This window comes from Nocardiopsis sp. MG754419, assembly GCF_018207095.1.
Lineage (GTDB): Bacteria > Actinomycetota > Actinomycetes > Streptosporangiales > Streptosporangiaceae > Nocardiopsis.
Window position 1 is genome coordinate 1 of the sequence record NZ_QOCZ01000074.1, and the last position, 26,537, is coordinate 26,537.

General features: G+C 72.3%; 24 protein-coding genes. 17 read left to right on the forward strand and 7 right to left on the reverse strand.

Features of this window, described 5'->3' with window-relative positions:
* The first annotated feature begins 143 nt into the window (after positions 1–143).
* From DSY14_RS15730 to DSY14_RS15745, 4 genes are all read left to right on the forward strand, one after another.
* Positions 144–1,082 (forward strand): TIM barrel protein, encoded by a 939-nt coding sequence (locus DSY14_RS15730; protein WP_211717318.1) that lies wholly within the window; start codon positions 144–146, stop codon positions 1,080–1,082.
* 63 nt (positions 1,083–1,145) lie between these two features.
* Positions 1,146–2,123: a substrate-binding domain-containing protein gene (locus tag DSY14_RS15735; RefSeq protein ID WP_211717319.1), complete on the forward strand. Its 978-nt coding sequence runs from the start codon at positions 1,146–1,148 to the stop codon at positions 2,121–2,123.
* Positions 2,124–2,125: 2 nt separating this feature from the next.
* On the forward strand, positions 2,126–3,190 hold the full coding sequence (locus tag DSY14_RS15740; RefSeq protein ID WP_211717320.1) for an ABC transporter permease: 1,065 nt from the start codon (positions 2,126–2,128) through the stop codon (positions 3,188–3,190).
* A 4-nt stretch (positions 3,191–3,194) separates the two neighbouring features.
* Entirely contained in the window at positions 3,195–4,028 is an 834-nt protein-coding gene (locus DSY14_RS15745; protein WP_211717321.1) for an ATP-binding cassette domain-containing protein, read from the forward strand.
* 195 nt (positions 4,029–4,223) lie between these two features.
* Here the strand turns inward: DSY14_RS15745 and DSY14_RS15750 are convergent, their stop codons facing one another.
* On the reverse strand, positions 4,224–5,456 hold the full coding sequence (locus DSY14_RS15750) for a cysteine desulfurase-like protein (RefSeq protein WP_211717322.1): 1,233 nt from the start codon (positions 5,454–5,456) through the stop codon (positions 4,224–4,226).
* A gap of 279 nt (positions 5,457–5,735) precedes the next feature.
* On the opposite strand from DSY14_RS15750, the gene DSY14_RS15755 reads away from it, so the two are divergent.
* From DSY14_RS15755 to DSY14_RS15805, 11 genes are read left to right on the forward strand one after another with little or no spacing between them, the layout of a single operon-like run.
* The gene (locus DSY14_RS15755; protein ID WP_211717323.1) at positions 5,736–6,734 is read left to right on the forward strand and encodes a substrate-binding domain-containing protein; all 999 of its coding nucleotides are present in this window, start codon (positions 5,736–5,738) and stop codon (positions 6,732–6,734) included.
* Between the two features lie 49 nt (positions 6,735–6,783).
* Positions 6,784–8,304: a sugar ABC transporter ATP-binding protein gene (locus DSY14_RS15760; protein WP_211717324.1), complete on the forward strand. Its 1,521-nt coding sequence runs from the start codon at positions 6,784–6,786 to the stop codon at positions 8,302–8,304.
* Between the two features lie 14 nt (positions 8,305–8,318).
* Positions 8,319–9,329: an ABC transporter permease gene (locus DSY14_RS15765; protein WP_211717325.1), complete on the forward strand. Its 1,011-nt coding sequence runs from the start codon at positions 8,319–8,321 to the stop codon at positions 9,327–9,329.
* A 21-nt stretch (positions 9,330–9,350) separates the two neighbouring features.
* Positions 9,351–10,442, forward strand: coding sequence for a zinc-binding dehydrogenase (locus tag DSY14_RS15770; RefSeq protein ID WP_211717326.1), 1,092 nt, complete (start codon positions 9,351–9,353; stop codon positions 10,440–10,442).
* Positions 10,439–11,653 (forward strand): hypothetical protein, encoded by a 1,215-nt coding sequence (locus DSY14_RS15775; protein WP_211717327.1) that lies wholly within the window; start codon positions 10,439–10,441, stop codon positions 11,651–11,653. Before DSY14_RS15770 ends, DSY14_RS15775 begins: the two co-directional genes overlap by 4 nt.
* Before the next feature lie 60 nt (positions 11,654–11,713).
* On the forward strand, positions 11,714–12,469 hold the full coding sequence (locus DSY14_RS15780) for an SDR family NAD(P)-dependent oxidoreductase (RefSeq protein ID WP_211717328.1): 756 nt from the start codon (positions 11,714–11,716) through the stop codon (positions 12,467–12,469).
* 25 nt (positions 12,470–12,494) lie between these two features.
* Positions 12,495–13,226 (forward strand): FadR/GntR family transcriptional regulator, encoded by a 732-nt coding sequence (locus tag DSY14_RS15785; protein ID WP_211717340.1) that lies wholly within the window; start codon positions 12,495–12,497, stop codon positions 13,224–13,226.
* The gene (dgoD, locus tag DSY14_RS15790) at positions 13,223–14,368 is read left to right on the forward strand and encodes a galactonate dehydratase (RefSeq protein ID WP_211717329.1); all 1,146 of its coding nucleotides are present in this window, start codon (positions 13,223–13,225) and stop codon (positions 14,366–14,368) included. The genes DSY14_RS15785 and dgoD overlap by 4 nt, the downstream gene beginning before the upstream one ends.
* Before the next feature lie 7 nt (positions 14,369–14,375).
* Complete coding sequence (locus DSY14_RS15795; protein ID WP_307851238.1) at positions 14,376–15,245, forward strand: SMP-30/gluconolactonase/LRE family protein; 870 nt, start codon at positions 14,376–14,378, stop codon at positions 15,243–15,245.
* Positions 15,242–16,222: a sugar kinase gene (locus tag DSY14_RS15800; RefSeq protein WP_211717331.1), complete on the forward strand. Its 981-nt coding sequence runs from the start codon at positions 15,242–15,244 to the stop codon at positions 16,220–16,222. Before DSY14_RS15795 ends, DSY14_RS15800 begins: the two co-directional genes overlap by 4 nt.
* A complete protein-coding gene (locus DSY14_RS15805) occupies positions 16,215–16,811 on the forward strand; it encodes a bifunctional 4-hydroxy-2-oxoglutarate aldolase/2-dehydro-3-deoxy-phosphogluconate aldolase (RefSeq protein ID WP_211717332.1) in 597 nt (198 codons plus the stop codon). Before DSY14_RS15800 ends, DSY14_RS15805 begins: the two co-directional genes overlap by 8 nt.
* 815 nt (positions 16,812–17,626) lie before the next feature.
* On the opposite strand, the gene DSY14_RS15810 is transcribed toward DSY14_RS15805, so the two are convergent.
* Entirely contained in the window at positions 17,627–18,307 is a 681-nt protein-coding gene (locus tag DSY14_RS15810; protein WP_211717333.1) for a GntR family transcriptional regulator, read from the reverse strand.
* Positions 18,308–18,389: 82 nt separating this feature from the next.
* On the opposite strand from DSY14_RS15810, the gene acnA reads away from it, so the two are divergent.
* Positions 18,390–21,062, forward strand: a complete 2,673-nt coding sequence (gene acnA, locus DSY14_RS15815) for an aconitate hydratase AcnA (protein WP_211717334.1) — start codon at positions 18,390–18,392, stop codon at positions 21,060–21,062.
* Between the two features lie 79 nt (positions 21,063–21,141).
* Here acnA and DSY14_RS15820 read toward each other — a convergent pair whose 3' ends face one another.
* Genes DSY14_RS15820 through DSY14_RS15835 form a run of 4 tightly spaced genes read right to left on the reverse strand, consistent with a single transcriptional unit; the run spans position 21,142 to position 24,683 of the window.
* Positions 21,142–22,689: a tripartite tricarboxylate transporter permease gene (locus tag DSY14_RS15820; protein WP_211717341.1), complete on the reverse strand. Its 1,548-nt coding sequence runs from the start codon at positions 22,687–22,689 to the stop codon at positions 21,142–21,144.
* Positions 22,689–23,246: a tripartite tricarboxylate transporter TctB family protein gene (locus DSY14_RS15825; RefSeq protein ID WP_211717335.1), complete on the reverse strand. Its 558-nt coding sequence runs from the start codon at positions 23,244–23,246 to the stop codon at positions 22,689–22,691. The genes DSY14_RS15820 and DSY14_RS15825 overlap by 1 nt, the downstream gene beginning before the upstream one ends.
* Positions 23,247–23,280: 34 nt before the next feature.
* A complete protein-coding gene (locus tag DSY14_RS15830) occupies positions 23,281–24,291 on the reverse strand; it encodes a tripartite tricarboxylate transporter substrate binding protein (RefSeq protein ID WP_211717336.1) in 1,011 nt (336 codons plus the stop codon).
* Positions 24,288–24,683, reverse strand: a complete 396-nt coding sequence (locus DSY14_RS15835) for a universal stress protein (protein WP_211717337.1) — start codon at positions 24,681–24,683, stop codon at positions 24,288–24,290. Before DSY14_RS15835 ends, DSY14_RS15830 begins: the two co-directional genes overlap by 4 nt.
* A gap of 149 nt (positions 24,684–24,832) precedes the next feature.
* Here DSY14_RS15835 and DSY14_RS15840 point away from each other — a divergent pair, with 149 nt between their 5' ends.
* Positions 24,833–25,171, forward strand: a complete 339-nt coding sequence (locus DSY14_RS15840) for a TetR family transcriptional regulator C-terminal domain-containing protein (RefSeq protein WP_211717338.1) — start codon at positions 24,833–24,835, stop codon at positions 25,169–25,171.
* 20 nt (positions 25,172–25,191) lie between these two features.
* Here the strand turns inward: DSY14_RS15840 and DSY14_RS15845 are convergent, their stop codons facing one another.
* Positions 25,192–26,451 (reverse strand): AI-2E family transporter, encoded by a 1,260-nt coding sequence (locus DSY14_RS15845; RefSeq protein WP_211717339.1) that lies wholly within the window; start codon positions 26,449–26,451, stop codon positions 25,192–25,194.
* Positions 26,452–26,537 lie beyond the last annotated feature (86 nt).

The following is a 26,537-nucleotide window of genomic DNA, read 5'->3' on the forward strand; positions in this document are numbered from 1 at the left end:
CCCCCGGCCCGCCCTCCACCGCCTGGTGGGACGTGCCCGTCGCCGAGGTGTCCGCCCTCGACACCACCCGTCGCGCCCACCACGACCACGAGCGACGGCGGGGCGACCGCCGTCACCACCTGTGAACCCCGCGAGGAGCAGCCATGATCGACCCCGCACTCCGCAGCCCCCGCGAACGTCTCGTCTTGGGTTCGGCCCCCGACTCCTGGGGCGTGTGGTTCCCCGACGACACCCTCCAGACCCCCTGGCCGCGTTTCCTCGACGAACTCGCCGAGGCCGGGTACGGGTGGCTCGAACTGGGCCCCTACGGCTACCTGCCCACCGACCCGGCCCGGCTCGCCGACGAGGTCGGCCGCCGGTCGCTGCGGGTCAGCGGAGGCACCGTCTTCGGTGACCTCCACAACGCGCACCACCGTGAGGACACCTTCGCCACCGCCCGCACCGTCGCGGCGCTCACCGCGGCCGTCGGCGCCCACCACCTCGTGTTCATCCCACCCATGTACCGGGACCAGCGCACCGGTGCCTACACCGAGTCGCCGACGCTGGACGCCGATCAGTGGGCGCACCTGACCCGCACCGCCGACGAACTCGGCCGCGTCCTCCTGGACGAGTACGACGTACGCCTGTGCCTGCACTCGCACGCCGACACCCACGTGCGCACCCAGGAGGAGATCGAACGGTTCCTCGACGGCACCGACCCCGACCTCGTGTCGCTGTGCCTGGACACCGGGCACGTCGCCTACGGGGGAGGTGACGCGGTCGACCTCGTGCGTCGCTACCGGGAGCGCATCGGCTACGTCCACATCAAACAGATGGACCCCGACGTCCTGGCACAGGTGGAGCGCGAGGGGCTGAGTTTCGGCGAGGCGGTCCGGCGCGGTGTGTGCGTGGAGCCCCCCGCGGGGGTCCCGGCGCCCGCCTCGGTCATCGACGCGCTGGACGAGGTGGACGCGCGCGTGTTCGTCATCGTCGAACAGGACCTGTACCCCTGCGACTTCGACGTCCCCGCGCCCATCGCCGAGCGCACCCGCCGCTACCTCAACGGCTGTGGTCTGGGCGCCCGGCACCAGAGCCTCCCCTGAAGCGTCGCCGGCGCGTCACGTCCGGACCCGTCCCCCTCCACCCGACCGATCCTCGGAGGCCCGATGCAACGCTTACCCGCCGTCCCTGCCCTGGCCCTGGGAGCCGTCGGCGTGCTCCTGGTCGCCACCGCCTGTAGTTCCGAGGGAGGCCGCGAACAGTCCGCCGAGGACGCCGAGGCCGTCGACCTGACGATCGCCATGATCACCCATCAGGTGCAGGGCGACACCTTCTGGGACATCGTGCGCACCGGCGCGGAGGCCGCCGCCGACAAGAGCGGCGTCGACCTGGAGTACGCGGCCGACCCCGAGGCCCGGGAACAGGCCAACCTCGTGCAGAACGCCGTCGACCGCGGTGTCGACGGCATCGCCGTCACCCTGCCCAGCCCGGACACCATGGAGGGCGCGCTGGAGGCCGCGGAGGCCGCCGACATCCCGGTGGTCGCCCTCAACTCCGGTATCGACGACTGGCAGGACCTCGGCGTGCAGCAGTACTTCGGTACCGACGAGTACCTGGCCGGTGAGGCGTTCGGCGCCCGCCTCGACGAGGAGGGCCTGGAGAACGTCGTGTGCGTCATCCACGAACAGGGCAACATCGGGCTGGAGTCACGCTGCGAGGGCCTGGCCGCCGAGTTCGCGGGACAGACCGAGACCCTGTACGTGGACAGCGCCAACATGCCCGAGGTGCGTTCGGCCCTCTCCTCCCGCCTGGAGGAGTCCACCGACGTCGACCTGGTCGCCGCCCTGGGCGCGCCCATCGCCATCACCGCCCTGGACGCCATCGGCGACGCCGGGAGTGAGGCCGCCGTCGCCACCTTCGACACCAACGCCGAACTCGTGGCCGCCCTCCAGGACGGCGACGTGCTGTGGGCCGTGGACCAACAGCCCTACCTCCAGGGTTACCTGTCGGTGGAGTCGCTGTGGCTCTACCGCACCAACGGCAACACCCTCGGGGGCGGAGAGCCCGTCCTGACCGGACCGGCGTTCATCGACGACACCAACATCGACGACGTCGCCGAGTACGCCGAGCGGGGGACGCGCTGACCATGGGCGAAACAGTGACACCGCGGGTACCGCCCCCCGCCGCGGACGAGGAGAAGACGTCGCGGGTGGCCCGGCGCGGACCGCTGCGCCGGTTCCTGACCCGACCCGAGGTCGGCTCCCTGGTGGGCGCCGTGGTGGTGTTCGCGGTGTTCTTCGCGATCGCCGAACCCTTCCGCACCGGTGCGGCGCTGGCCACCATCCTCTACGCCGGGTCCACCATCGGCATCATGGCCGTGGGCGTGGCCCTGCTCATGATCGGCGGCGAGTTCGACCTTTCCGCGGGGGTCGCCGTCATCACCTCGGCGCTGGCCGCGTCCATGTTCGCGTGGTGGTTCTCGCTGAACGTCTGGGTGGGCGCCCTGTTCGCCCTGGCGGTCTCCCTGGGGGTGGGCCTCCTCAACGGGTGGATCCTCACCCGCACCCGACTCCCCAGTTTCCTGGTCACCCTGTCGATGTTCCTCATGCTCCAGGGGATCAACATCGCGGTGACGCGCCTGGTCACCGGTGGCGTCTCCACGCGCGGCATCGCCGACATGGACGGGTTCGACTCCGCCCGGGCCGTGTTCGCCTCCAGCTTCTCCGTGGGCGGGGTGTCGGTGCGCGTCACGGTCCTGTGGTGGCTGCTGTTCGTGGCCCTGGCCACCTGGGTCCTGGTCCGCACCCGCGTGGGCAACTGGATCTACGCGGTGGGCGGGGACGCCGAGAGCGCCCGTGCCGTCGGTGTGCCCGTCACCCGGGTCAAGATCGGCCTGTTCATGACGGTGGGCTTCTTCGCCTGGTTCTCCGGCATGCACCTGCTCTTCGCCTTCAACACCGTCCAGTCCGGTGAGGGCGTGGGCAACGAACTGCTGTACATCATGGCCGCCGTCGTCGGCGGCTGTCTGCTCACCGGTGGCTACGGCACGGTGATCGGCGCCGCCATCGGCGCGTTCATCTACGGCATGACCCGGCAGGGCATCGTCTACGCCGGGTGGGACAACAACCTGGTGATGTTCTTCGTCGGCGCGATGCTGCTCGCCGCCGTCGTGATCAACGGCTGGGTGCGCACCCAGGCCGGTCGGAGGTGACCGCGTGACCGACCAGGACACCCCTCTGCTGGAGTTGCGCGGCGTGCACCGCCGCTTCGGCCACATCCGTGCTCTGACCGGGGTCGACCTGCGTGTGCGGGCCGGGCGCGTCACCTGTGTGCTCGGCGACAACGGGGCCGGCAAGTCCACCCTCATCAAGATCCTCGCCGGGCTGTACGCCCCCACCGAGGGGGAGTACCTGGTGGACGGGGCGCCGGTGGCCTTCACCTCGCCGCGACAGGCGCTCGACCGCGGGATCGCCACCGTCTACCAGGACCTGGCGCTGGTCCCGCTCATGCCGGTCTGGCGCAACTTCTTCCTCGGCTCGGAGATCCGCCGCGGGTGGGGGCCGCTGTCGAGGCTGGACGTCGCGCGCATGCGTTCCCTGGCCGACTCCGAACTCCGCGAGATGGGCATCGCCCTCCCCGACATCGACGCTCCCGTGGGTCATCTGTCCGGTGGACAACGGCAGGTCCTGGCCATCGCCCGCGCCGTCCACCTCGGTGCGCGCGTGCTCATCCTCGACGAACCCACGGCCGCGCTCGGGGTCCGCCAGTCCGGGGTGGTGCTCAGGTACGTCGACGCCGCCCGCGACGCCGGGTTGGGCGTCGTGTTCGTCACCCACAATCCGCACCACGCCCACCTGGTCGGCGACCACTTCACGGTGCTCACCCTGGGCGGGGTGGACGTGGACGCGCCCCGTGAACGCCTGTCCCCGGAGGCGCTCACCCACCACATGGCCGGCGGCGCCGAACTCGACGCCCTGGAGCACGAACTCCGACGGGACCAGGCTCCACCGGCCCGGCCCTCGCCCGACGGGTCGCCGGACCCGGGGTGAGCGCGGTGCGGGCGCCGGACACCGTTCGCGGAGCCACAGGGGTGCGCGTTGGGACGCCGTTGGACCGCGCTCACTGCGAGCCCGGGGACGGACCGTGAGGGGGAGGGTGCGGGACGGGCCCTCCCACCGCGAGCCCCGACGGTTCCGCCGTGCCGTGGGGCGTGCGACCCCGGGGCGCAGCGTCGCAGACCCGGTCTACGGGCGCAGGTGCTCCTCCAGGGCGGTGAGCAGCCGGTCCACGTCCCCCTCGGTCACGTACGGGGCCATGCCCACGCGCAGCCCGGCGTCGTCTTCCAGGGCCAGCCGGGCGAAGGTCTCGTGGGCGTAGAAGCTACCGGCCGGGGCCAGGACGTCGCGTTCGGCCAGGGCCCGGGAGACCTCGACGCTGCGCCGCCCCGGGAAGGTGAGGAACAGCGTGGGGGTGCGGTCGGCGGCCCGGGAGTGCAGCACGACACGGTCGCCGAACGCGGCCAGCCCTTCCTCCACACGCAGACGCAACGCGTCCTCGTGCGCGTCGATCGCCGACTGTGAGAGCGCCAGACGCTCCCGGCGCGACACCGACGGGTCGCCGTTCCCGGTCAGGTCGGCGAGCACCTCCACCGCCTCGGTGGCCCCGGCCAGGGTCTCGTAGGGCAGGGTCCCGAACTCGAAGCGCTCGGGCACCGCGTCGGTGGAGGGCACCAGTTTCTCCGGCCGGAGGGTGTCCAACAGCGCCGGGGCGGCGACCAGCACCGCGCAGTGCGGGCCCAGGAACTTGTACGGCGAGCACACCAGGAAGTCCGCCCCCATCCCCACCGGGTCCACCACCGCGTGCGCGGCGTGGTGCACCGCGTCCACGTAGACCAGCGCGCCGTGCCGGTGGGCCCGGTCGGCGATGGTCCGCACCGGCGGGCGGGTGCCCAGCAGGTTGGAGGCGGCGGTCACGGCCACGAGCCGGGTGCGTTCGTTGATCACCGAGTCCAGGTCCGACAGGTCCGCCTCGGCGGTGGCCGGGTCCAGGTCGATCCACCGCACGGTGGCGCCGGCGCGCTCGGCCGCCTGGATCCACGGGCGCACGTTGGCGTCGTGGTCCAGCCGGGTCACCACCACCTCGTCGCCCGGGGCCCATCCCCGTCCGTCTTGGCCCCGCGCCAGGTGCCGGGAGAAGTCGTAGGTGATCTGGGTGGCGCTGCGGCCGTGGACCACCCCCGCCGGGTCGGAGCCGAGCAGATCGGCGTAGGCGCTCCGGAACGCGGCCACGGCCCTCTCCGCGTTGGTCTGCGAGGCCACGGAGCCGCCGCGGTTGGACAGCGGCCCGGTCAGGGTGCGGGCGATCGCCTCCCCGACACGGGCCGGCGTCTGGGTGCCCCCGGGGCCGTCGAAGTGGGCGATGCCCGAGGTGAGGGAGGGGAAACCGGTCCGGAACGAGGTGGGGTCGAACGCCGTCATGGGACTCCTTCGCGCCTGGGGAACTCGGACCCCACGTTCGCACACCGCCCCGCGCCGCGGACCACCCGCGTCGTCGGGCCTGGATGAGTGACGCCCGCGCCGGGGCCCGGCGGGCCGGTGCGAGGACGTGTGGCGACACCTTCGCGGAGGACCTTTCGGCAAAAATAATTAATTAGTATTTATTATTGACGTTACCTGGATCACTCTGACATGCTCTTGCGCAGTCGAGGAAGGCGTCCGCGCAGGTGAGCGGCGCGCCCTACGTCAAGGAGGACCCCCATGGGCAGACGACCGCCACGCCCCCCGGGCCGCGCGATCGCCGCTGTCGCCGCCGCCCTGTGCGTGCTGATGCTCGCCGGATGCGGCGCCCGTCTCGGAGAGGACGGCCGGATCGGCGTCGTCTACATGGACGCGCAGGGCTTCTACGCGGGAGTCCGCCAGGGCATGCAAGACCACGCCGAGAACTCCGGACGCGAACTCCAGCTGCTGGAGCTCAACGCCCGCGGCGACGCCTCCGAGGAGAGCACCTTCGTCGACGTGGTCTCCTCGGCCGACGTCGACGCGCTGGTCCTGTCACCGGTCTCGGCCACCGCCTCGGTCCCGGCCGTGCGGCTGGCGCACGAGAGCGGCGTGCCGGTGATCTGCTACAACACCTGCGTCGAGGACGAGGCCGCCGCGGAGTACGTGACCTCCTACATCCTCGGCGACCCCCACGAGTTCGGGCGCCTGCTCGGTGACGCCGCCGCTGACCACTTCGAGGGCGAAGGCGTGTCCGACCCCGAGATCGCGGTCCTCAACTGCGAGTTCGTCGAGGTCTGCGTGCAGCGCAGGGAGGGCTTCGAGGAAGCGCTCTTCGACCGCCTGCCCGACGCCCGGATCGTCGCCAACCAGGAGGGCGCGACCATCGACGAGGCCGTCGACGTGGGCGAACGGCTCCTCACCGCCCACCCCGACCTCGACGCCTTCTACGGCGAGGCCGGCGGCGCCACCATGGGCGCGGTCCGCGCCGTGGCCAACCGGGGCCTGGCCGGGGAGGTCGTGGTCTTCGGCAGCGACATGTCCACGGACGCGGCCCGCGCCCTGTCCGACCACCGCATCCTCAAGGCCAACGTCGACATCTCCGGCACCGCCGTCGGGCTCCTGGCGGGGGAGACGGTCGAGCGCATCATCGCCGGCGAGGCACCCGACGAGTTCGTCACTCCGGCGCCCATCGACCTCTACACCACCCCGGAGGACGGCGAGGAGTGGCTGGAGGAGCACCCGGACGGCATCCCGTGACCGGCCCGCGCATCCCACGTCCATCGTTCCTCCCACCCGTGGAGCACCCATGAGCGACACCCCCGCAGCGGCGGCGCCCGACACCGAGGTCGTGGCCCGCGTCCGCGGCGCCACCAAGAGCTACCCCGGAGTCACGGCACTGGCCCACGCCGACTTCGAGATCCGCGCCGGCGAGGTCCGCGCCCTGTTGGGGCGCAACGGCGCCGGCAAGTCCACCCTCATCCGTCTGCTGTCGGGCGTGGAGACGCCCGACGAGGGCGAGATCGAGATCGACGGCCGTCCCCTCGGCGACGGCGGCATCCGGCGGGCCGGAGAGCTCGGCGTGGGCACGGTCTACCAGGAACTCAGCCTGGTCCCGGAGCTGTCGGCCGCGGAGAACCTCTACCTCGGTTCCTGGCCCAAGGGCAACGGGCGCATCGACTACGCCGCCATGCGCACCGGTGCCGAGGAGGTCTTCGCCGAACTCGGCGTCGACATCGCCCCCGGCACCCGTGTCGGCGCGCTGCCCCTGGCCCAGCAGCAGCTCGTGGAGATCGCGCGCGCCCTGCGGGCCCGGCCCCGCCTGCTGATCCTGGACGAGCCCACCAGCGCGCTGGCGGCGGCCGAGGCCGAGGCCGTGCTGGAGGCCGTCACCCGCGTCGCCGCACGGGGCGTGGGCGTCATCTACGTCAGCCACCGTCTGGACGAGATCCGACGGGTCGCCGACACCGTCACCGTCATGCGCGACGGCGCGATCGTCGAGACGGTACCGGTGCGGGGCGCCACCACCGCCCGCATCGTGTCGCTCATGCTCGGCGAGGGTGGGGTCGAGGCGCAGGCCCCGGTCCGCCGCCCCACCCCGACCTCGGGGACACCGCTGTTGTCCGTCCGGGACCTCGCGGTCCCGCCCAAGATCGAGAGCGTCTCCTTCGACCTCCACCCCGGTGAGGTCCTGGGGCTGGGCGGGCTCATGGGGTCCGGACGCACCGAACTCCTGCGCGCGCTGGCCGGGTTCACCCCCGCGCACGGCGCTCTGGAGGTGGACGGGTCGCCCGTGGCGCGCCCCACTCCGCGCACCATGCGACGTCTGGGCGTGGGCATCACCCCGGAGGACCGCAAGGGAGAGGGTGTGATCCCCCTCCTCGGTGTCTCCGAGAACATGGTCATGACCTGGTTCGGAGGGGCCTCCCGGGCCGGGACCGTGCTCCCCTCGCGGGTCTCCTCGCTGGGCCGCGACCTCATCGACCGGCTGTCCATCAAGGCGGCCGCGCCCGACACCCCGATCGTCAACCTCAGCGGCGGCAACCAGCAGAAGGCCGTCATCGGCCGTTGGCTGCACGCCGGAAGTCGCATCCTGCTCCTGGACGAGCCCACCCGCGGCGTCGACGTGGAGGCCAAGGCCCAGATCTACGGCATCGTCCGCGCACTCGCGGAGCAGGGCGCCGCGGTGCTCTTCGTCTCCAGCGAGCTGGAGGAACTGCCGCTCGTGTGCGATCGCGTGCTTGCCCTGCGCGGAGGCCGCCTGGAGGGCGAGTTCACCGGCGACGACATCACCCTGGACAACATCATGGCCGCCGCGATGGCGGCGTGAACGGCGAGGAACCAATGATCACCACGACCAAGGTCACCGGCGAGGCGGTCTCCGCCCGCGGCGACTTCATCGGCCGCTACGGCCACCGTCTCAACGAGATCGGCCTCCTGGCCGCGATCCTCATCCTCTACATCGTCCTCGGACTCTCCGCCTCCGGATTCCTGAGCCTGGACAACCAGCTCGGCCTGCTGCGCAACGCCGCGACCATCGGCATCGCGGCCTGGGGCGTCACCCTGGTGATCATCGCCGGGGAGATCGACATCAGCATCGGCCCGGCCGTCGCCTTCGCCTCGGTCATCGTCGCCAAGGGCGCCACCGAGTGGAACCTCGGCGTCATGGGCGCCATCCTCGTCACCCTGGCCATGGGCGTGCTGTGGGGCGGTATCGCCGGATGGCTGCGGGCCCGGTTCAACGTGCCCTCCTTCATCACCACGCTGGGCCTGTGGAGCGTGCTGGGCGGCCTGGCCCTGTACATGACCGACGCGCTGCCCGTCCCCCTTCCGGAGAGCGCCCTGCTCGACGTGCTCGGCGGGTCGATCCTCGGCGTGCCCACCGCCGCGGTGGTCATGCTGGTCCTCTTCGCCGTCTTCGCCTACATCGCCAAGTACACCGCCTACGGGCGGTCGGTCTACGCCACCGGCGGCAACGCCGCGGCCGCCCAGCTGGCCGGGCTCAACGTGGCCCGGGTGCGCATCCTGCTGTTCGCCACCACCGGTCTGCTCGCCGCCATCACCGGCGTCCTGCTCGCGGCCCGCCTGGGCTCGGGCAACGGCGGTGCCGCCGCCGGCCTGGAGTTCGACGTCATCGCCGCCGTCGTCATCGGTGGGACCGCGCTCGCCGGAGGGCGCGGCTCGCTCGGCGGCACCTTCCTCGGCGTCGTCTTCATCACCGTCATCGCCAACGGCCTGGTGCTGCTCGGGGTCAACTCCTTCTTCCAGGACGTGGTGCGCGGCCTCATCATCGTGGGGGCCGTCCTGATCAACGTCGTCATCAGCCGGCGCAGCGCCGCCAACCGGCTCGCCTAGCCCGAACGGGGGAACACCATCATGAACGCCACGGCCTTCGACGCCGCTCCGCCCGCGACCATGCGCGGGGTGCGCCTGCCCGGCGACTCCACCGCGGTCGTGGACACCCTGCCCGTGCCCGAGCCGGGACCGGGCCAGGTCCTACTGAGGATCGGTGCCTCGGGCATCTGCGGCAGCGACATCGGCTACATCTACCGCGAGCACAAGACCCACCGCGGCGTCGACGGCCCCGCCTACCGCGGCGTCGTCGCCGGCCACGAACCCTCGGGAACGGTCGTGCAGGCCGGCCCGGGGTGCCGCAGGTTCGGCCCGGGCGACCGGGTCATCGTCTACCACATCGCCGGCTGCGGGCTCTGCGACAACTGCCGCCGCGGCTACATGATCAGCTGCACGGACCCCGGCCGCGCCTCCTACGGCTGGCAGCGCGACGGCGGCCACGCCGACTACCTGCTGGCGGAGGAGTCGACCTGCGTCCCCCTGCCCGACGCGCTCTCCTTCGTCGACGGCGCCCTCATCGCCTGCGGGTTCGGCACCGCCTACGAGGGGCTGCGGCGCATCGCGGTCAACGGCGACGGTGACCTGCTCGTCGTGGGCCTGGGCCCGGTCGGCCTGGCGGCCGGCATGATCGGCCGCGGTATGGGGGCGGCCCGCGTGATCGGGGTGGAGCCCAACGCGCGGCGCCGCGACTGGGCCGCCACCCTGGACGTCTTCGACGGTCTGGCCTCTCCGGAGGAGGCCGCCGAGGAGATCGGCCGGGTCACCTCCGGCCGGGGCGCGGCCACGGTGATCGATTGCTCGGGTTCGCGTGCGGGCCGTTCCCTGGCCCTGGAGCACGCCGCGGAGTGGGGTCGGGTCTCGCTCGTCGGCGAGGGCGGCACCCTGGAGACCGAGGTGTCCGACACCCTGCTGCACAAGCAGCTCACCCTGTACGCCTCGTGGGTGACCTCGCTGCCCGCCATGGCCGAACTGTCGGTGAACCTGGTCCGCTGGGGCCTGTCCCCGGAGCGGGTGGTCTCCGACCGCTTCGACCTGGCCGACGCCGACACCGCCTACCGTCTGGCCGCGGGCGAGAGTCGGGGCAAGGTGTGCCTGGTGAACGGGGAGACGCGGTGAACGCTCCCGTCGAGATCCGGCACGAGGGCTCCGGCGTCCACGCACTGATCGTGCTCGACAACGGGATCGTCCGGGTGGTCGCGGCCCCGGGGATGGGCGGCCGTGTGCTGTCGGTGCGCCACCGCGGTCACGAGCACCTGTACCGCAACCCGCGTCTGCTGGACGAGGACCTGCGGCCCATGGAAGGGGTGGAGCTCGGCCCGGTGGACGGGCCGATGAGCGCCTGGAACAACCTCGGGGGCGACAAGACGTGGCCGGCGCCCCAGGGGTGGGACGGACCCGACGCGTGGGCCGGTCCACCCGACCCCGTCCTGGACTCGGGGCACTATACGACCGAGACCTCCTCCACCCCGGACGGCTCAGCGGTGCTCACCCTCACCAGCGGTGACGATCCGCGGTCGGGTCTGCGTCTGCGTCGGCGGATCACGCTCGCGCCCGGAACCGCGGGCTACCGCCTGGACCTGGAGGCGGTCAACGTCTCCGACGCACCGCGCCGGTGGGCGCTGTGGAACGTCACCCAGATCGACGGCACCCCCGCCGCCGGGGACGTGGTCGACGGCGTCTTCGTGGGGGTGCGGGGGGAGGGACCCCACACCACCGCGCTCATCGCGGGCAACGGCCACCCGCGCGTCGTGGAGCACGCACCCGGCGCGCTGCGGGTCCCTCCGCAGGACGTCGTCGGCAAGGTCGGGTTCCCCACCGCGTCCGGGTGGCTGGCCCACGTCGGCGCCGCCGGGACCCTGACGCAGCGCTTCGACGTGAGCGAGGGGGCCGACTACCCGGACTCCGGGTCCCGGGCCGAGGTCTGGCTGGAGGCACCGCTGGAGCAGCCCCTGGAACACCTGGGCGGGCTCCGGCCGGTGGACCGGGTGACCGAGGTCGAGGCGCTGGGACCGCTCACCCCGCTCGTCCCGGGCCGGGGCACCTCCCTGGGCGTCACGTTCGGTTTCGGTTCCGGCACGGATCCGGTGACCGAGGTGACACCCGACGGCTTCTGGAGCGCACCGCCGCGCTGGGAGACGCACGGGCCGCAGGGGCCGAGGCTGGTCGGGGCCTTCACGTCCACGGGTTCGGGCATCCTGGTCCACCGGGCCTCCGGGCACACCGTGGCGCGGACCCGCCCCGGCGCACCGACCCGCTTCGCCGTTCCCGTCCCCGAAACGGACGCCCACGGCCCGCCCGACGTGGTGTTCGTGTCCGCGAGCGCATGACCCCGCCGGAACCGACGCACCCGGCGTGGACCGGGCGCACCCACCGATCGATGGAGTGAGATGACAGACAGCAGGCACAAGGGCGTGACGGCCGTGGTCACCGGAGCGGCCCAGGGCATCGGGGAGGCCACCGCCCGCCGCCTGGCCGCGGAGGGCGCCTCCGTGGTCCTGACCGACCTGTCGCCGCGGCTGGAGGAGACCGCCGAGCGCATCCGCGCGGAGGGTGGGAACGCGCTCGCGGTGCGGGCTGACGTGAGCGACGAGGCGGCGTGGGACGACGTCGTTGCACGGGCACGCGGCGCCTTCGGGCCGGTGGGCGTCCTCGTCTCCAACGCCTACACCGTCGAGCAGGCGCCCGCCCACGAGACCACCCTCGCCTCCTGGGAGCGTCAGCTGGCCGTCAACCTCACGGGGGCGTTCCTGGGGGTGCGTGCCTGCCTGGACGACCTGACCGCCTGTGCGGGCGGTGTGGTCATCACCTCCTCGGTCCACGCCTGGTTCGGGTTGCCCGGCCGCCCGGCCTACGCCACCACCAAGGGGGGCCTGACGGCCCTGACCCGCCAGCTCGCCGTCGAGTACGGGCCCCGCGTGCGGGTCAACTGTGTGCTGCCCGGCCCCATCCTCACCGCCGCCTGGGAGGACGTGGACGAGGAGGACCGCCGTACCAGCGTCGCCCAGACCGCCGCGGGCCGCTTCGGCGACCCCGACGAGGTCGCCTCCGTCATCTCCTTCCTCGCCTCCGGGGAGGCCTCCTACGTCACCGGAACGAGCCTGCCGGTGGACGGAGGGTGGAGTATCTACAAGGCGTCGTCGTGACGGGGCGCCGGGAACGGAGGACATGATGGCGGCCTATTCGGGGCGCGGTGTACACGGCCAGACGGTGCGGTTGCTGGGGGAGAGGGTGCTCTCCGGCCGCTTCGGGGAGGGGGAGACGATCGACCTGGCCGAGCTCAGCGAGGAGCTCGACCTGAGCCTGACCGCGCTCCGCGAGGCGATCAAGGTGCTGGCGGCCAAGGGACTGGTGGGGTCCCGGCAGAGGAAGGGCACGTTCGTGCGTCCGCGCGGCGACTGGAACCTGCTCGACCCGGACGTGGTCCGGTGGCGGATCGCCGCCGGCGCCGGTGACGTCTTCTTCGGGGAACTGGCCGAGTTGCGCGACGCCCTGGAACCCGCCGCCGCCCGCCTCGCGGCCCGGCGGCGCGAGGACGCCGACGTCGTCGAGTTGCGGGCCGCGGTCGCCGAGATGGGGGCGACCGCCGACGGCCCGGCCGAGGAGGTGGTGCGGGCCGACCTGCGCTGGCACCGCGCTCTGCTCACCGCCACGCACAACGAGCTGTTCACCCGCACGGACGTCTTCTTCGCCGCCGGACTGTCCGAACGGGACCGCCTGGTCCACGGAGGCGTCCACAAGGACCCGGTGCCCAGCCACGGCGCCGTGACCGAGGCCGTCGCCGCCGGCGACCCCGCCGCGGCCGAGGCCGCCATGCGCTCCCTGCTGGACCAGGCCAGGGAGGACCTGCTTCGCGTCACCGAGGACGACGCGCCCGACGACGATCTGGAGAGACAGCAGTGAGAATCACCCGTATCGAGACCTTCCTGGTTCCGCCCCGGTGGCTGATGTGCCGGGTGGAGACCGACACCGGGGTCGTCGGTTGGGGCGAACCCGTGGTGGAGGGGCGGGCCGAGACCGTGCGGGCCGCGGTCGAGGAACTGTCCGAACTCCTCCTGGGCCAGGACCCCGCCCCCATCGAGTACCACTGGCAGCGCCTCACCAAGGCCGCGTTCTACCGGGGTGGACCGGTGCTCTCCAGCGCGGTCGCCGGGCTCGACCAGGCCCTGTGGGACATCGCGGGCAAGACCCTGGGCGTCCCCGTCCACCGTCTCCTCGGCGGTCCCGTCCGCGACAAGGTGCGTGTGTACGGCTGGGTCGGCGGTGACGACCCGGCCGAACTGTCGGACGCGGTCGCCGCCCGCGTGGAGTCCGGGCTGACCGCCGTGAAGATGAACGCCGCGGGGGTGGTGGGACGTTCGGCCACCGTCCGCGAGATCGACGGCATCGTCGAGCGGCTGGCCGGAGTACGCGAGGTGCTGGGCCCGGACCGGGACGTGGCCGTGGACTTCCACGGTCGCTTCAACGCGGCCACCGCCCGCCGGGTGCTTCCGTTGTTGGAGCCGCTGCGCCCCATGTTCGCCGAGGAACCGGTGCTGCCCGAGTACGGCCACCTGCTCGGCGACGTCGTCCGGAGCAGCCCGGTCCCCATCGCCACGGGGGAGCGCCTGTTCGGTCGGTCCGAGTTCCTCCCCGCGCTCCAGGCGGGCATCGCGGTCGCCCAGCCCGATCTCTCCCACGCGGGCGGGATCTCCGAGGTCCGCCGGATCGCCTCGCTGGCCGAGACCTACGACGCGCTCCTGGCCCCGCACTGCCCGCTGGGACCGCTCGCTTTGGCGGCCAGCCTCCAGGTCGCCTTCGCCACCCCCAACTTCCTCATCCAGGAACAGAGCATCGGCATCCACTACAACCAGGACGCCGAACTGCTCGACTACGTCCTGGACACCGAGGTCTTCGCCTTCCCCGACGGGCACATCCTTCGATCCGAGGCCCCCGGGCTGGGCGTGACCGTGGACGAGGAGGCCGTGCGACGGGCCGACCGCAAGGGACACCGTTGGCGGCCACCGCTGTGGAGCCACGACGACGGCTCCTTCGCGGAGTGGTGAGGGGAAGGTGACGGACTTGACGCACGCACCGTGGAACAACGACCGCTTCGCGCTGGGGGAGGGGCTGCGCCGACACGGCGCGGACCTGCTCATGGTGGACATCCTCACCGGCAGGCTCCTGCGCGTGGACCCGCACCGCCCCGGACCGGCGGAGGTCGTCGTCGCCCTGGACGTGCCCCTGGGCGCGGTCGCCCCCGTTCAGGACCGGCCGGACACCTACGTGGCGGCCGCGGGCACCGGGATCGCGCTGCTCGGCGTGGACGGCGTGCAGCGGTGGCTGGCCCGGCCCGAGGACGGCGCGGCCACGCCGATGCGGATGAACGACGGCTGCTGTGACCCGCGGGGTCGATTCTGGGCGGGATCGATGGCCTACGACGGCACCCCCGGGGCCGGATCGGTGTACCGTGCCGACCCCGACGGTGCGGTCACGCGGGTCCTCGACGGTTACACCATCCCCAACGGGCCCGCCTTCACCGCCGACGGTGCCCGCATGTACCTCGCCGACAGCGCCGCCGGCCGGATCGACTCCTACGAGGTGACCTCCGCCGGGGAACTCGGAGCGCGGAGGCTCTTCGCCCAGGTCGAGGAGGGCAACCCCGACGGGATGCAGGTCGACGACGAGGGACACCTGTGGGTCGCGATCTGGGGCGCCGGGCGGGTCCACCGCTACGACCCCGACGGTGCGCTGGAACGTGTGGTCGCCCTGCCCGCGACGCAGCCCACGAGCGTGTGCGTCGTCCAGGCCCCCGAACCCCGGCTGTTCGTCGGCTCCGCCACTGTGGGCCTCGACCGGCCCGGCCCCGCTGACGGCGCGCTCCTCTCAGCCCCGGTGGACGTCACCGCGCCCCCGGCCCACCGGTTCGGAGGGAACACGTGAACCCCCAGGTGACCTGTGTCGGTGAGACCATGCTGCTCCTCACCGCGACCGAAGCGGTGCCCTTGGACCAGGCTCCGTCCCTGAGCATGGGCGTGGCCGGTGCCGAGTCCAACGTCGCCTGCGGTCTGGCGGCCCTGGGCCACGGGGCCGCCTGGTTGAGCGCGGTGGGCGACGACCCCTTCGGGCGCCTGCTCGTGCGCCACCTGGGGGAGGCGGGCGTGGACGTGTCCGGGACCCGGGTCGACCCCGGGCGCCCCACGGGCCTGCTCGCCAAGGATCCCTCGCCCACCGGCAGCACCGTGCACTACTACCGGGCGGGGTCGGCCGCCTCCGCGCTCGGTCCCGACCTCGCCGACCATCCCCACATCCGCGCCGCCGCGACGGTGCACCTGTCGGGGATCACCCCGGCGCTCTCTCCCACGTGCGACGCCCTCACCGAGCACCTTCTGAGGTCCCCCGAAACGACCGTGAGCTTCGACGTCAACCACCGGCCCCGGCTCTGGCGACGAGGCGAGGCCGCGCCCCGCCTGTTGGAGTTGGCCCGCCTCGCCGACCTGGTGTTCGTCGGCAGGGACGAGGCCGAGGAACTGTGGGGCACCCACACCGCCCGCGACGTGCGCGACCTCCTGCCCGACGTCGACCGTCTCGTGGTCAAGGACGCCGAACACGGGGCGACCGAGTTCGGTGGCGAGGGGGAGACGTACGTTCCCGCGCCCAGGGTGGAGGTCGTGGAGCCCGTGGGCGCCGGTGACGCCTTCGCCGCCGGATACCTGGCCGCGGACCTGCGAGGACTGGACGCCCGGGGACGCCTGCGGCTCGGTCACCTGTGCGCCGGACGTGTCCTGCGCGTGACGGGCGACCTCGCCGCGCCACCCCCGCCCGAGCGGTTGGACGCACTGCTCGCGGTGCCCGACCGACGATGGACCGAACGAGCATCGGCGGCCGTGGCCGCGGTGAGAGGAGACGAACATGAGTGAGGCGGGTCTGGACGGCCTGTTCGCGGGACACAGTGTCCTGGCGATCCTGCGGGGCATGCCGGTGGACACCACCGTCGCGCTGGCCGAGCGCGCGTGGGAACTCGGGGTCACCGCGATCGAGGTGCCCGCTCGCGACGCCCCGGGTCTGGAGGCCCTGAAGGCGACCGTCCGTGCCGGGGCCGAGCGCGGCCACCCCGTGGGCGCGGGCACCGTGATCACCGAGGACCAGGTCCGGGCTGTGGCCGAGGCGGGTGCCGCGTTCACCGTCGCGCCCGGTTTCGACCCGGGTGTCATGGCCGCCTCGGAGGCGGCGGGCATGCCCCACCTGCCCGGTGTGGCCACACCCAGCGACATCCAGGGCGTGTTGAAGGCCGGTGGCCACTGGGTGAAGGCCTTCCCCGCGACCGCGCTCGGCACGGACTGGTTCGGCGCCATGCGCGGGCCCTTCCCCGACGTGCGGATCGTCGCCACCGGCGGCATGGACGCCCACAACGCCCGGGAGTACCTCGGTGCGGGGGCGCGCATGGTCGCGGTCGGCTCGGCGCTGGCCGACCCCGAGCAGATCCCCCTCCTGGCCGACCTCGTCTGAGCACCCGCGGGTCCGGAGCGGATCCGGTCCGGTGACCCCGCCCGGCGGGGTCACCGGCGCCCGCCTTCCTCCCACGACGATGCGCGCGGGTCCTCCACCTCCCCCGCTCGCGCCCGGGGCGTGCACAACGAGGTCCGCGGTCTGGTCGGTCTCGGTTGCGCTCCCTCCTCCACGGACGAGGAGGAGGGAGCGCCCTCGCCCGCCTCGGTGACCGGTCCGGACACCGTGGTCACCCGACCCGAGAACGGCGACGGCGGAGAACCGGGCGCGGTGCGCTGGTCGGTACCGCTGGAGGGGACGACTTCCTGTGGCGGTCCCACACGAGCGCACCCGTGGTGTGACCCGCCGGCTCCCGGTAGGACGTCGTGTACCCCGCCCCGAAGGTGGTGGCCGGTGACGGAGGCCTCCACGCGACCGTCGCGGACGCGTGCATCGCCCTGGACCCCGAGGACGACCGGGGCTGCGGGCCCACCCCGTCCCCGGCCGGGTCAACTCCGTGGCCGACGACCGTCCGCACGTGTACGTCCAGGACCGGGACTGCTACCTCACCCTGGACGGGGAGAGCCGGTCCGGCCGTGGACACCGACCACCTGGGCGCCTATCCCTGCCCCGACGAGAGCACCGTCGTCAGCGTCTACCCGGGGTGTGCCCCCGACGCGCTCCGACCGTCGGCCATGGACGCCCCCACACCCGAGACTTCCTGCGTCGCCCCGCGCCTGTTCAGGGTGGACCAACGACCGGGGCCGCCGCGGACCCTGACGACGGCGACGCTCGGGATCGCGCCGACCGAGGGGGCGGTGCGATCCCGGGGGCGATCAACCGTTCTCGTCCTCCTGGGGACGCAACCGCTCCATCGCGCGGCGGCCGAGGCTGCGCGAGATGTGGTGACGCATGACCTCCTCGGCCCGCGCGCCCGCACCCTCGATCACGGCCTCGGCCAGGTCCTGGTGTTCGCCGCGGACCCGCTCGATCTCCGACTCGGTGTCGGCGCGGTACTTCAGGGTGAACTGGCGGTACCGGTCGGCCTTGTCCCACAACCCGTCCAGGATCTCGACCATGGGCGCGTTGTGGGAGGCGCGATAGATCGACCGGTGGAAACCGCGGTGGGCGTTGAGCGCGGCGACCCCGGCGGTGCCGGTGAGCGGGTGCAGGGTGCCGACCGCCTCGCGGATGACCGCGATGTCGCCCTCGGTGCGCCGTTCGGCGGCCCAGCGGGCGGCCAGGGGGTCGAGGTTCAGCCGGACCTCGTACAGGCTCTGGGCCTCGGCGAAGGTCAGTTCGGTGACCCGCGCGTCCCGGTGGGTGGCCAGCACCATCAGGCCCTCACTGGCCAGCCGTTTGAGCGCCTCGCGCACCGGGGTGGTCGAGATGCCCAGATCGGCGGCGATGCCCTCCTGACTGACCGGGTCGCCCGGGTGCAGTTCGTCGGCGAGGATGCGCTGCTTGATCTCCTCGTAGGCGTACTCGCTCTTGCTGAAAACCGGCTTCGGTGTCACGTGCGACCGTCCTTCCCGGGAGTCAGGGTACCGGGAAGAAGCCGACTTCTGACATCGTGTAGCCTATAGGCTAGGAGGTGCGATGTCGATCGATTCATACCGCAGCAGACGCACACTGCGGATCCCCGCCGGTACCGCCGAGTTCTTCCACCTCGGCGCCGTCCCCGGAACGGAGGACCTGCCCTTCGCGCACAAGATCATGGTGGAGAACCTGCTGCGCCACGAGGACGGTGACCTCGTCACCGCGGCGGACGTCGAGGCTGTCGTCGAGGGCGGTGCGGGCGTCCACGAGATCGCCTTCCACCCCTCGCGGGTCTTCCTCCACGACACCAACGGCGTGCCCGTGCTGACCGACCTGGCCGCGCTGCGCGACGCGGTCGTGCGTCGCGGCGGCGACCCTCGGCTCATCGACGGCGTGGTCCCGGCCGAGCTCACGGTCGACCACTCGGTGTCCACCGACTTCTTCGCCCGGCCCGACGCGCCCCGGCTCAACGTGCGCCGTGAGTACGAGCGCAACCACGAGCGCTACCGCTTCCTCAAGTGGGGGCAGAAGGCACTGCGCACCCTGGAGGTGGTCCCGCCCGGCGCGGGGATCATGCACCAGATCAACGTCGAACACCTGGCCCGCGTGGTCGAGGTACGCGACGGGGTGGCCCTCCCCGACACCGTGACCGGCACCGACTCCCACACGACCATGGTCAACGGCCTGTCGGTGCTGGCGTGGGGCGTGGGCGGTATCGAGGCCGAGGCCGCGATGCTGGGCCAGCCCGTCTCGCTGCTGGTGCCGCCGGTGGTCGGGGTCGAACTGGTCGGTGAACTCCGGCCAGGGGTGACCGCCACCGACCTCGTGCTCACCGTGACCGAACGCCTGCGCCGGTTGGGCGTGGTCGGGTCGATCGTGGAGTTCTTCGGCCCCGGGGTGTCCGCGACGGGTCTGGCCACGCGCTGCACCCTGGCCAACATGAGCCCGGAGTTCGGTTCGACCTCCGCGATCTTCCCCGTCGACCGGCGCACACTCGACTTCCTGCGCCTGACCGGCCGGGACGAGGCGCGGGTCGGTCTGGTGGAGGCCTACGCCAAGGAACAGGGCCTGTGGCACGACCCGGCCCACCACCCCCGCTTCGACACCACCGTCACCGTGGACCTGACGGAGATCGTCCCGAGCCTGGCCGGGCCCCGTCGCCCCCAGGACCGGCTCGACCTGGGCGAGACCGCCCACGCCCTGCGGGGGTTCCTGGAGGCGGCGGAGCGCCGGTCCGACCCGGCCACCGCGCCGGCAGCCCCCGACACGGCCGAACTCGCCGACGCGGCCCGGGACGGCGCGGTCGCCATCGCCGCGATCACCTCCTGCACCAACACCTCCAACCCCGCGGTGATGGTGGCGGCCGGGCTGCTGGCGCGCAACGCGGTGCGCCGGGGGCTGCGCCCCCGCTCCTGGGTCAAGACCAGCCTGGCGCCGGGTTCGCGCGTGGTCGTCGACTACCTGGAACGCGCCGGCCTGATGCGTGCCCTGGAGGAGCTCGGGTTCGGGCTGGTCGGCTTCGGCTGCATGACGTGCATCGGCAACTCCGGCGCCCTGGTCCCGGAGCTGGCGGACCGTGTCGAGGCAGGGCTGACGGTGGCCTCCGTGACCTCCGGCAACCGCAACTTCGACGGGCGGGTCAACAACGACGTCTCCCTGAACTTCCTCGCCTCCCCGCCCCTGGTGGTCGCCTTCGCCTTGGCCGGCACCGTGGACATCGATCTCACCGCGGAACCGCTCGGCACGGGGACCGACGGCGAGCCGGTGATGCTGGCGGACCTGTGGCCGACCGAGGCCGAGATCGAGGAGGTCGCCTCCTCCTCCATCACACCGTCCATGTACACCGAGGTGTACAGCACCCTCTTCGACGGCGACGACCACTGGCGGGGGTTGGACGCGCCCGAGGGCGACGTCTTCACCTGGGACCCCGAGTCGACCTACCTGCAACGCCCACCGTTCCTGGACGGTCCGGACGACACCGTGCGCGGTGACATCACCGGGGCCCGGGTCCTGCAGGTGCTCGGCGACTCCGTGACGACCGACCACATCTGCCCGGCCGGGCGCATCCCCACCACGAGCGCGGCGGGCCGCTTCCTCACCCAGCGCGGGGTGCCCGACCGTGAGATGAACACCTACGCCTCGCGACGCGGTAACTGGCGTGTCATGCGGCTGGGCGGATTCGCCAACCCACGCCTGGAGAACCGGATGACCCCGGGCCGCCCGGGCGGAAGCGCGGTCGACCTCGGTGAGCACGGGGACGAGCCGGTCGTCGACGACGTGCACGTGATCGCCGACCGTCACCGTGAGCGCGGTCGGCCGATGATCGTCCTCGCCGGTCGGGACTACGGTGCGGGCTCCTCCCGCGATTGGGCCGCCAAGGTCACCGCACTGCTGGGTGTGCGCGCGGTGATCGCCGAGTCCTTCGAACGCATCCACCGCTCCAACCTGGTCGGCGCCGGGGTCCTGCCCCTGCAGTTCGAGGACGGACAGAGCGCCCGAAGCCTCGGGCTCACGGGGGAGGAGGAGTACACCGTCCACGGAACGGCGGACGACGCCGAGGTCCCCTCCCACGTCACCGTCGCCGCGCGCCACCTGGTGAGCGGGTGGACCCGGGAGTTCACGGTCCGGGCGAGGCTGGACACCTCGCGCGAGCGGTTGTACTACCGTCACGGCGGGCTCCTTCCCTACATTCTGGACCGGACGCTGCGTGGTGAGCGGACCGGGGACGGCTGACCCCGCCTGCGGGTCCCACGAACGTCGGGGCCGGTCCGGAGAGCGCTCCGGACCGGCCCCGACGCCGTTCACGGGGTCGTCAGGTCCTCCCGGACCCGCTCGTCTCCTCCTCGTGCTCCTCCTCGACGGCGGCCGGAGCGGCCGGGCGCAGCCGACGCCACACCGTCCACACCAATCCGAGCAGCAGCAGCGCGTACAGGGAGAGTGTGATGGGGCTGCTCACCAGCGTCAGCGGGTCGTTGCCCGAGTTGGCCATGGCGTCGCGCAGCGAGTACTCCGCGAGCGGGCCGAGGATCACCGCGATGAGCACCGGCGCCAACGGCACCCCGGTGCGCCGCATCGCGAAGGCCACGGCGCCCAGGACGCACATGATGGCCAGGTCGGTCTTGCTGGCACCGGTCGCGTAGACACCGAGGCAGGCGAACACCGTGATCCCCGCGTACAGGTAGGACTGCGGCAGCAAGAGGAGCTTCGCCCACAGGGGCGCGAAGGGCAGGTTGATGATCAGCAGCACGACGGTGGCCAGCAGCAGCCCCGCCAGCAGGGCCCACACGATCGCGCCGTTGCGTTCGAACAGCAGGGGTCCGGGCTGCATGCCGTACTGCTGGAACGCGGCCAGAAGTACGGCCGCGGTCGCCGACGTCGGCAGCCCCAGGGACAGCAGGGCCCCCATCGCGCTGCCGGCGGTGGCGTTGCCCGCGGCCTCCGGCGCGGCCACGCCCTGGATGGCGCCCTTGCCGAACATGGGCTTGCGGCGACGTCGGTCCAGTTGGCGTTCGGTGCTGTAGGCGAGGAAGGTCGGTACCTCCGCGCCGCCCGCCGGGATGATCCCGAACGGCACACCGATACCGGCGCCGCGCAGCCAGGCGGGCAGTGCCGCGCGGAACTCCGGACCCGACAGCCACGGTCGTCCCTTGGACCGGACCAGTTCGTGGGCTCCGCGATGCCCCACGCGCCCGGCGCTGTGCAGCACCTCGCCCACCGCCAGCACGGCGACGGTGATGACGACGATGCTGATGCCGTCGAAGAGCGCGGGCACCTCGAAGGTGAACCGGGCGGTGCCGGTGGACTGGTCGGTGCCCACCAGGGCCAGCGCCAGCCCGATGGCGAGCGCGGCCAACCCCTTGAGCGGGGACTCGGACACGATCGCGGAGATCGCCACGAAGGCGAACAGCGCCAGGGCGAAGTACTCGCCGGGACCGAACTTCGTCGCCAGGTCGGCCATCGTCGGCGCGAAGAACACGACCAGGGTGGTGGCGAGCACCCCTCCGGTGAACGCACCGATCGCCGAGGTGGCCAGCGCCTGGGGTGCCCGTCCAGCGCGGGCCATGGCGTGGCCCTCGAAGGTGGTGGCGATCGCGGTGCTGTTGCCCGGGGTGTTCATCAGGATCCCCGCGGTGGAGTCACCGAAGAGACCACCGAAGTACACGCCGCTGAACAGGATGAGCGCTGCGAGCGGATCGAGGGTGAAGGTCATCGGCAGCAGTAGGGCCACCGCCATGGCCGACCCCAGGCCGGGCATCACCCCCACGGCGGTGCCGAGGAAGGCGCCCAGGGTGATCCAGAGCAGGTTCATCGGGGTGAGGACGTCGCCGAAACCGCCCATCAGGTGGGTCAGCTGATCCATCATCGACCCCCCAACAGGCCGGAGGGCAGGTTGAGGTCGAGCATGCCGCTGAAGACGATCTGGATGACCGCGGCCATGACGAACCCCACCGCGAGGTTGCGCACCACGTTGCGGTTGCCCAGGCCCGTGGCCACGGCCGCGAACATCACCGTGGCCATGATGAGCCAGCCCACGATGTCGATCAGGGCGCTGAACGCGATGATGCCGAGCATCACCAGGCCGACCGCGCGCCAGTTGGTGCGTTCCCGAGCCGCCATCGAGCGGCGCTGTTCGGGGGAGCGGCGCAACGCCGCCACCGTGAGGAGGACGCCGACGACGGTGGCGAGCGCGGCCACGAACCAGCCGAACCCCTGCGGGCCGAGGAGCCCGCCGTCGCCGATGACGTTCATCCCCAGGTTGCCGGTCACCAGGACCGTCGCCACCACCAGCAGGATGGCGCCGATGACGAGTTCTCCGCGCCCGTCCCAGAAGGACAGGGGGCTCGTGGGTTCCTCCGTCTCCGGTGGTCGGCCGGCGGGCGGCGGTTCGGCCGCGGGGTCGAGTCGTGTGTGGGACATGGTGTATCTCCGTGAGAGAGCGGTGCGGGGAGGGTCAGGGACGATCGATGAGGCCGAGGTCGATCATGAGCGTGCGGATCCGGGTCTCCTCCTCGTCGAGGAACCGGGTGAACTCCTCGGGCCCCGCCCAGCTGGGGTCCCAGTGGTTGCGATCGATCGCCTCCTGCCAGGAGTCGGCCTCGTACATCTCCTCGGTGATCTCGACCAGTTCGGCCTGCTCCTCGGCGGTGATCCCCGGGGCGGCGACGATGCCGCGCCAGTTGACCAGGTCGACCGAGGGGTATCCGAGTTCCTCGGTCGTGGGGGCGTCCACGCCGTCGAGTCGGTCGGGCGCCACCACGGCGAGAGCGCGCAGACGGTCGCCCGCGATGAGGTCGCGGAAGTCGTTGAAGCCGCTCACCCCGATGCGCACGGTGCCTTGGGCGTCGGAGAGCAGGGAGAGTGTGAGTTCGCCGCCGCCGGCGTGCGGTGTGTAGTGGAGGCCGGAGGGGTCCAGCCCGGCCGCCTCGGCCAACTGGCCGGCCACCAGGTGGTCCGGTGACCCCGCCGAGCCGCCGCCCACGGGCAGGTCCGGGTCCTCGCGCCAGTCCTCCAGGAAGTCGTCGAGGGTCTGCCAGGGCGAGTCCGCGGGCACGGCGATGACCTGGTAGTCGTCGGTCAGGCGCGCCACCGGGGTCACGTCGCTCAGGCGCACCGAGGAGCCGCCCATCTCGATACCGCCCACCATGGCCGCACCCGTGACCATGACGCTGGTGGTGTCCCCCTCCAACCGGTGCAGTCGTCCCAGCCCGATGGTGCCCCCGGCGCCGGGGACGTTCACCACCTGCACGCTGTTGACGATCGACTCGGTCCGGGTGGCCTGTTGGAACTCGCGGGCCGCCAGGTCCCAACCACCGCCGGCGGCGGCCGGGGCGATCACCGTCAGGGCCGAACGGGACAGGGAACCCTCGTCCTGTCCCGCGGCGTCCTGGACGGCGAAGAACCCGGTGGTCAACACCAGGACGGCCCCCACGGCGGGCACGAGCAGTCCGCGATCGCCGATCACGCCGGGACCCCCTTCACCGCCAGGACCGGGCACGACGCCTCCAGGATCAGACGCTGCGCGGTGCTGCCCATGAGGAGTTTGCCGATCGCCGAGCGGTGACGGACCCCGATGACCAGCAGAGCGGCGTCCACCTGCTCGGTGAGGTCCAGGATCGCGTCGGCGGCGTCGGCGTCGCTCAGGTGGACGGAGCGTGCCCGCACTCCGGCGCTCTCCGCCCTGGCGACGAGGTCCCGCAACCCGGAGTCGGCCACCGCACGCGCGTCGGCCAGGGCGTCGTGCGAGGCGGCGTTGGCGATCACCAGCTCGCTCTCCTGGAGTGCCGCCTGCCGTATCGCCGCGTCCAACGCCGCCTCGGCGGAGTCCGCCGGGGCGTGGGCCAGTACCACCGTCATCGTGTTCCTCCTTGTGAGCAGTCGTGACCGGCGTCACAGCCTGTAGTGTATAGGCTGTATTATTTGTCGCGTCCCGTCAACTCCCCGGACGCCATCGGCCCGGGTCGGAGGCCCCGCGCGAGGAACTCCGGGCCGGCCCGGCCGTCGGGTTGCGGGCCTTCCTGGACCTGTGGCGTGCGATCCTCGTCGACTCCGGGCACCGGGCCGGCTGCCCGGTCCTGGCCGTGGCCGTGGAGGATTCCCCGCAGGGCGCGGACTCACCCGCCCTGGCCGCCGCGGCCGAGGTGTTCCGCTCCTGGGAGACGCTTTTGAGCTCCTCGTTCGTCGACCACGGGGTCGCGTCGGAGGAGGCGCGTGACCTGGCCGCCTTCGTCGTCGCCGCGGTCGAGGGGGCGGTGGCCCTGTGCCGGGCACAGCGGAGCACCGCACCCCTCGACCGCGTCGACGCGCGGCTCGAACGACTGGTCGCCGAGGCGACCGGGACCTGAGTTCCCGGCGCCTGTCGCCCTCAGTTCCCGCCGGTCTCCTCGCCATCGGTCCTGGCGTCCTGCGCGGTGATCTCCTGATCGTCGTCGGCGGCGCGCCGCCCGGGGCGGTCACGCAGCAGGGCCGCCAGGACCGCGGCGACCGGGGTGGCCAGGAACAGCCCGGCGATGCCGCCGAGGATCCCGCCGACGGTGACGACGATGAGCACCACCGCGGACGGCAGTTCCAACGCACGACCGTAGATGCGGGGCGCGAAGACGTTGCTCTCCAACTGCTGCACGAGCAGCACGGCGGCGAGCACGATCAGCGCCACGACCCAGTTCTCGGTCACCAGCGCCACCAGAACGGCGAGGAGGCCGCTCAGGAAGGCGCCGATGATCGGAAGGAACGCGCCGACGAAGGTGAGCACGATCAACGGGATCGCCAGACTGGCGTCGATGAGGATGAACAGGGCGATGCCGATGCCCACCGCGTCCATGAGTCCGACCAGCGCGACGCCGCGCACGTAGTGCCCCATCACGTCGTAGGAGACCCGGGCGGAGTGGCGCAGCACCGGGCGGGACCGGGGCGGCAGGAGCCCGGTGAGCCACTCCATGAGCTTGTCGCCCGAGTGCACGAAGTAGATGGTCAGGACGATCACCAGGACGATACCGAGCACGATGCGCGACACGGCGGTCGTCGCGGTCCAGGCCCCGCTCAGGAGTTCGTCGGAGTTGTCGGAGATCAGGGACCGCGCCTGGTTCCAGGCGTTGTCGATCGCCTCGGTGAGCACCGCCGGGTCCAGACCGAACGGCAGTCGTACGTCCTGGAGTTGGGTGACGGCGCGGTTGACGCTCTCCACCAGGTCGTTGAAGTTGGCGACCGCCGGGGTCACGATCAGGGTGACCACGCCGCTGTAGATCACCAACGCGACCAGCAGGGTGATCGCCGTGGACGACCCGCGGCCGAACCCCGAGCGGCGGATCATGTTGGGTCGGCGCAGTCGGTTGGCCAACGGCATCAGCAGCGCGGTGAGGAACACCGCGATGATCACCGGGAACGTGACCACCGACAGGTAGGTGAGACCGTAGACCAGCAGACCCGCGACCACGCCGATGATCAGTATCCGCCAGGCCGCGTCGCTGGCGGTCCGCAACAGGTCCCCGGCGCTCGTGTCGTCCTGGACGTCCGCGACCTCGTCGGCGGGGGCGGACTCCTCCCGCGCGGCCTGTTCGATGCGGGCCCTGCGGACCGTGTTCCACCTGTTCACCAGGGCTCCGACTCCCGGCCACTCGGCTCGCACATGGACTCCGTTCTTTGACTGGTGCGGATCGGGGCCATGGGGGGCTGAGGGCCCGTGGGTACCACCGAGATCGCGTGGCCGGGGGT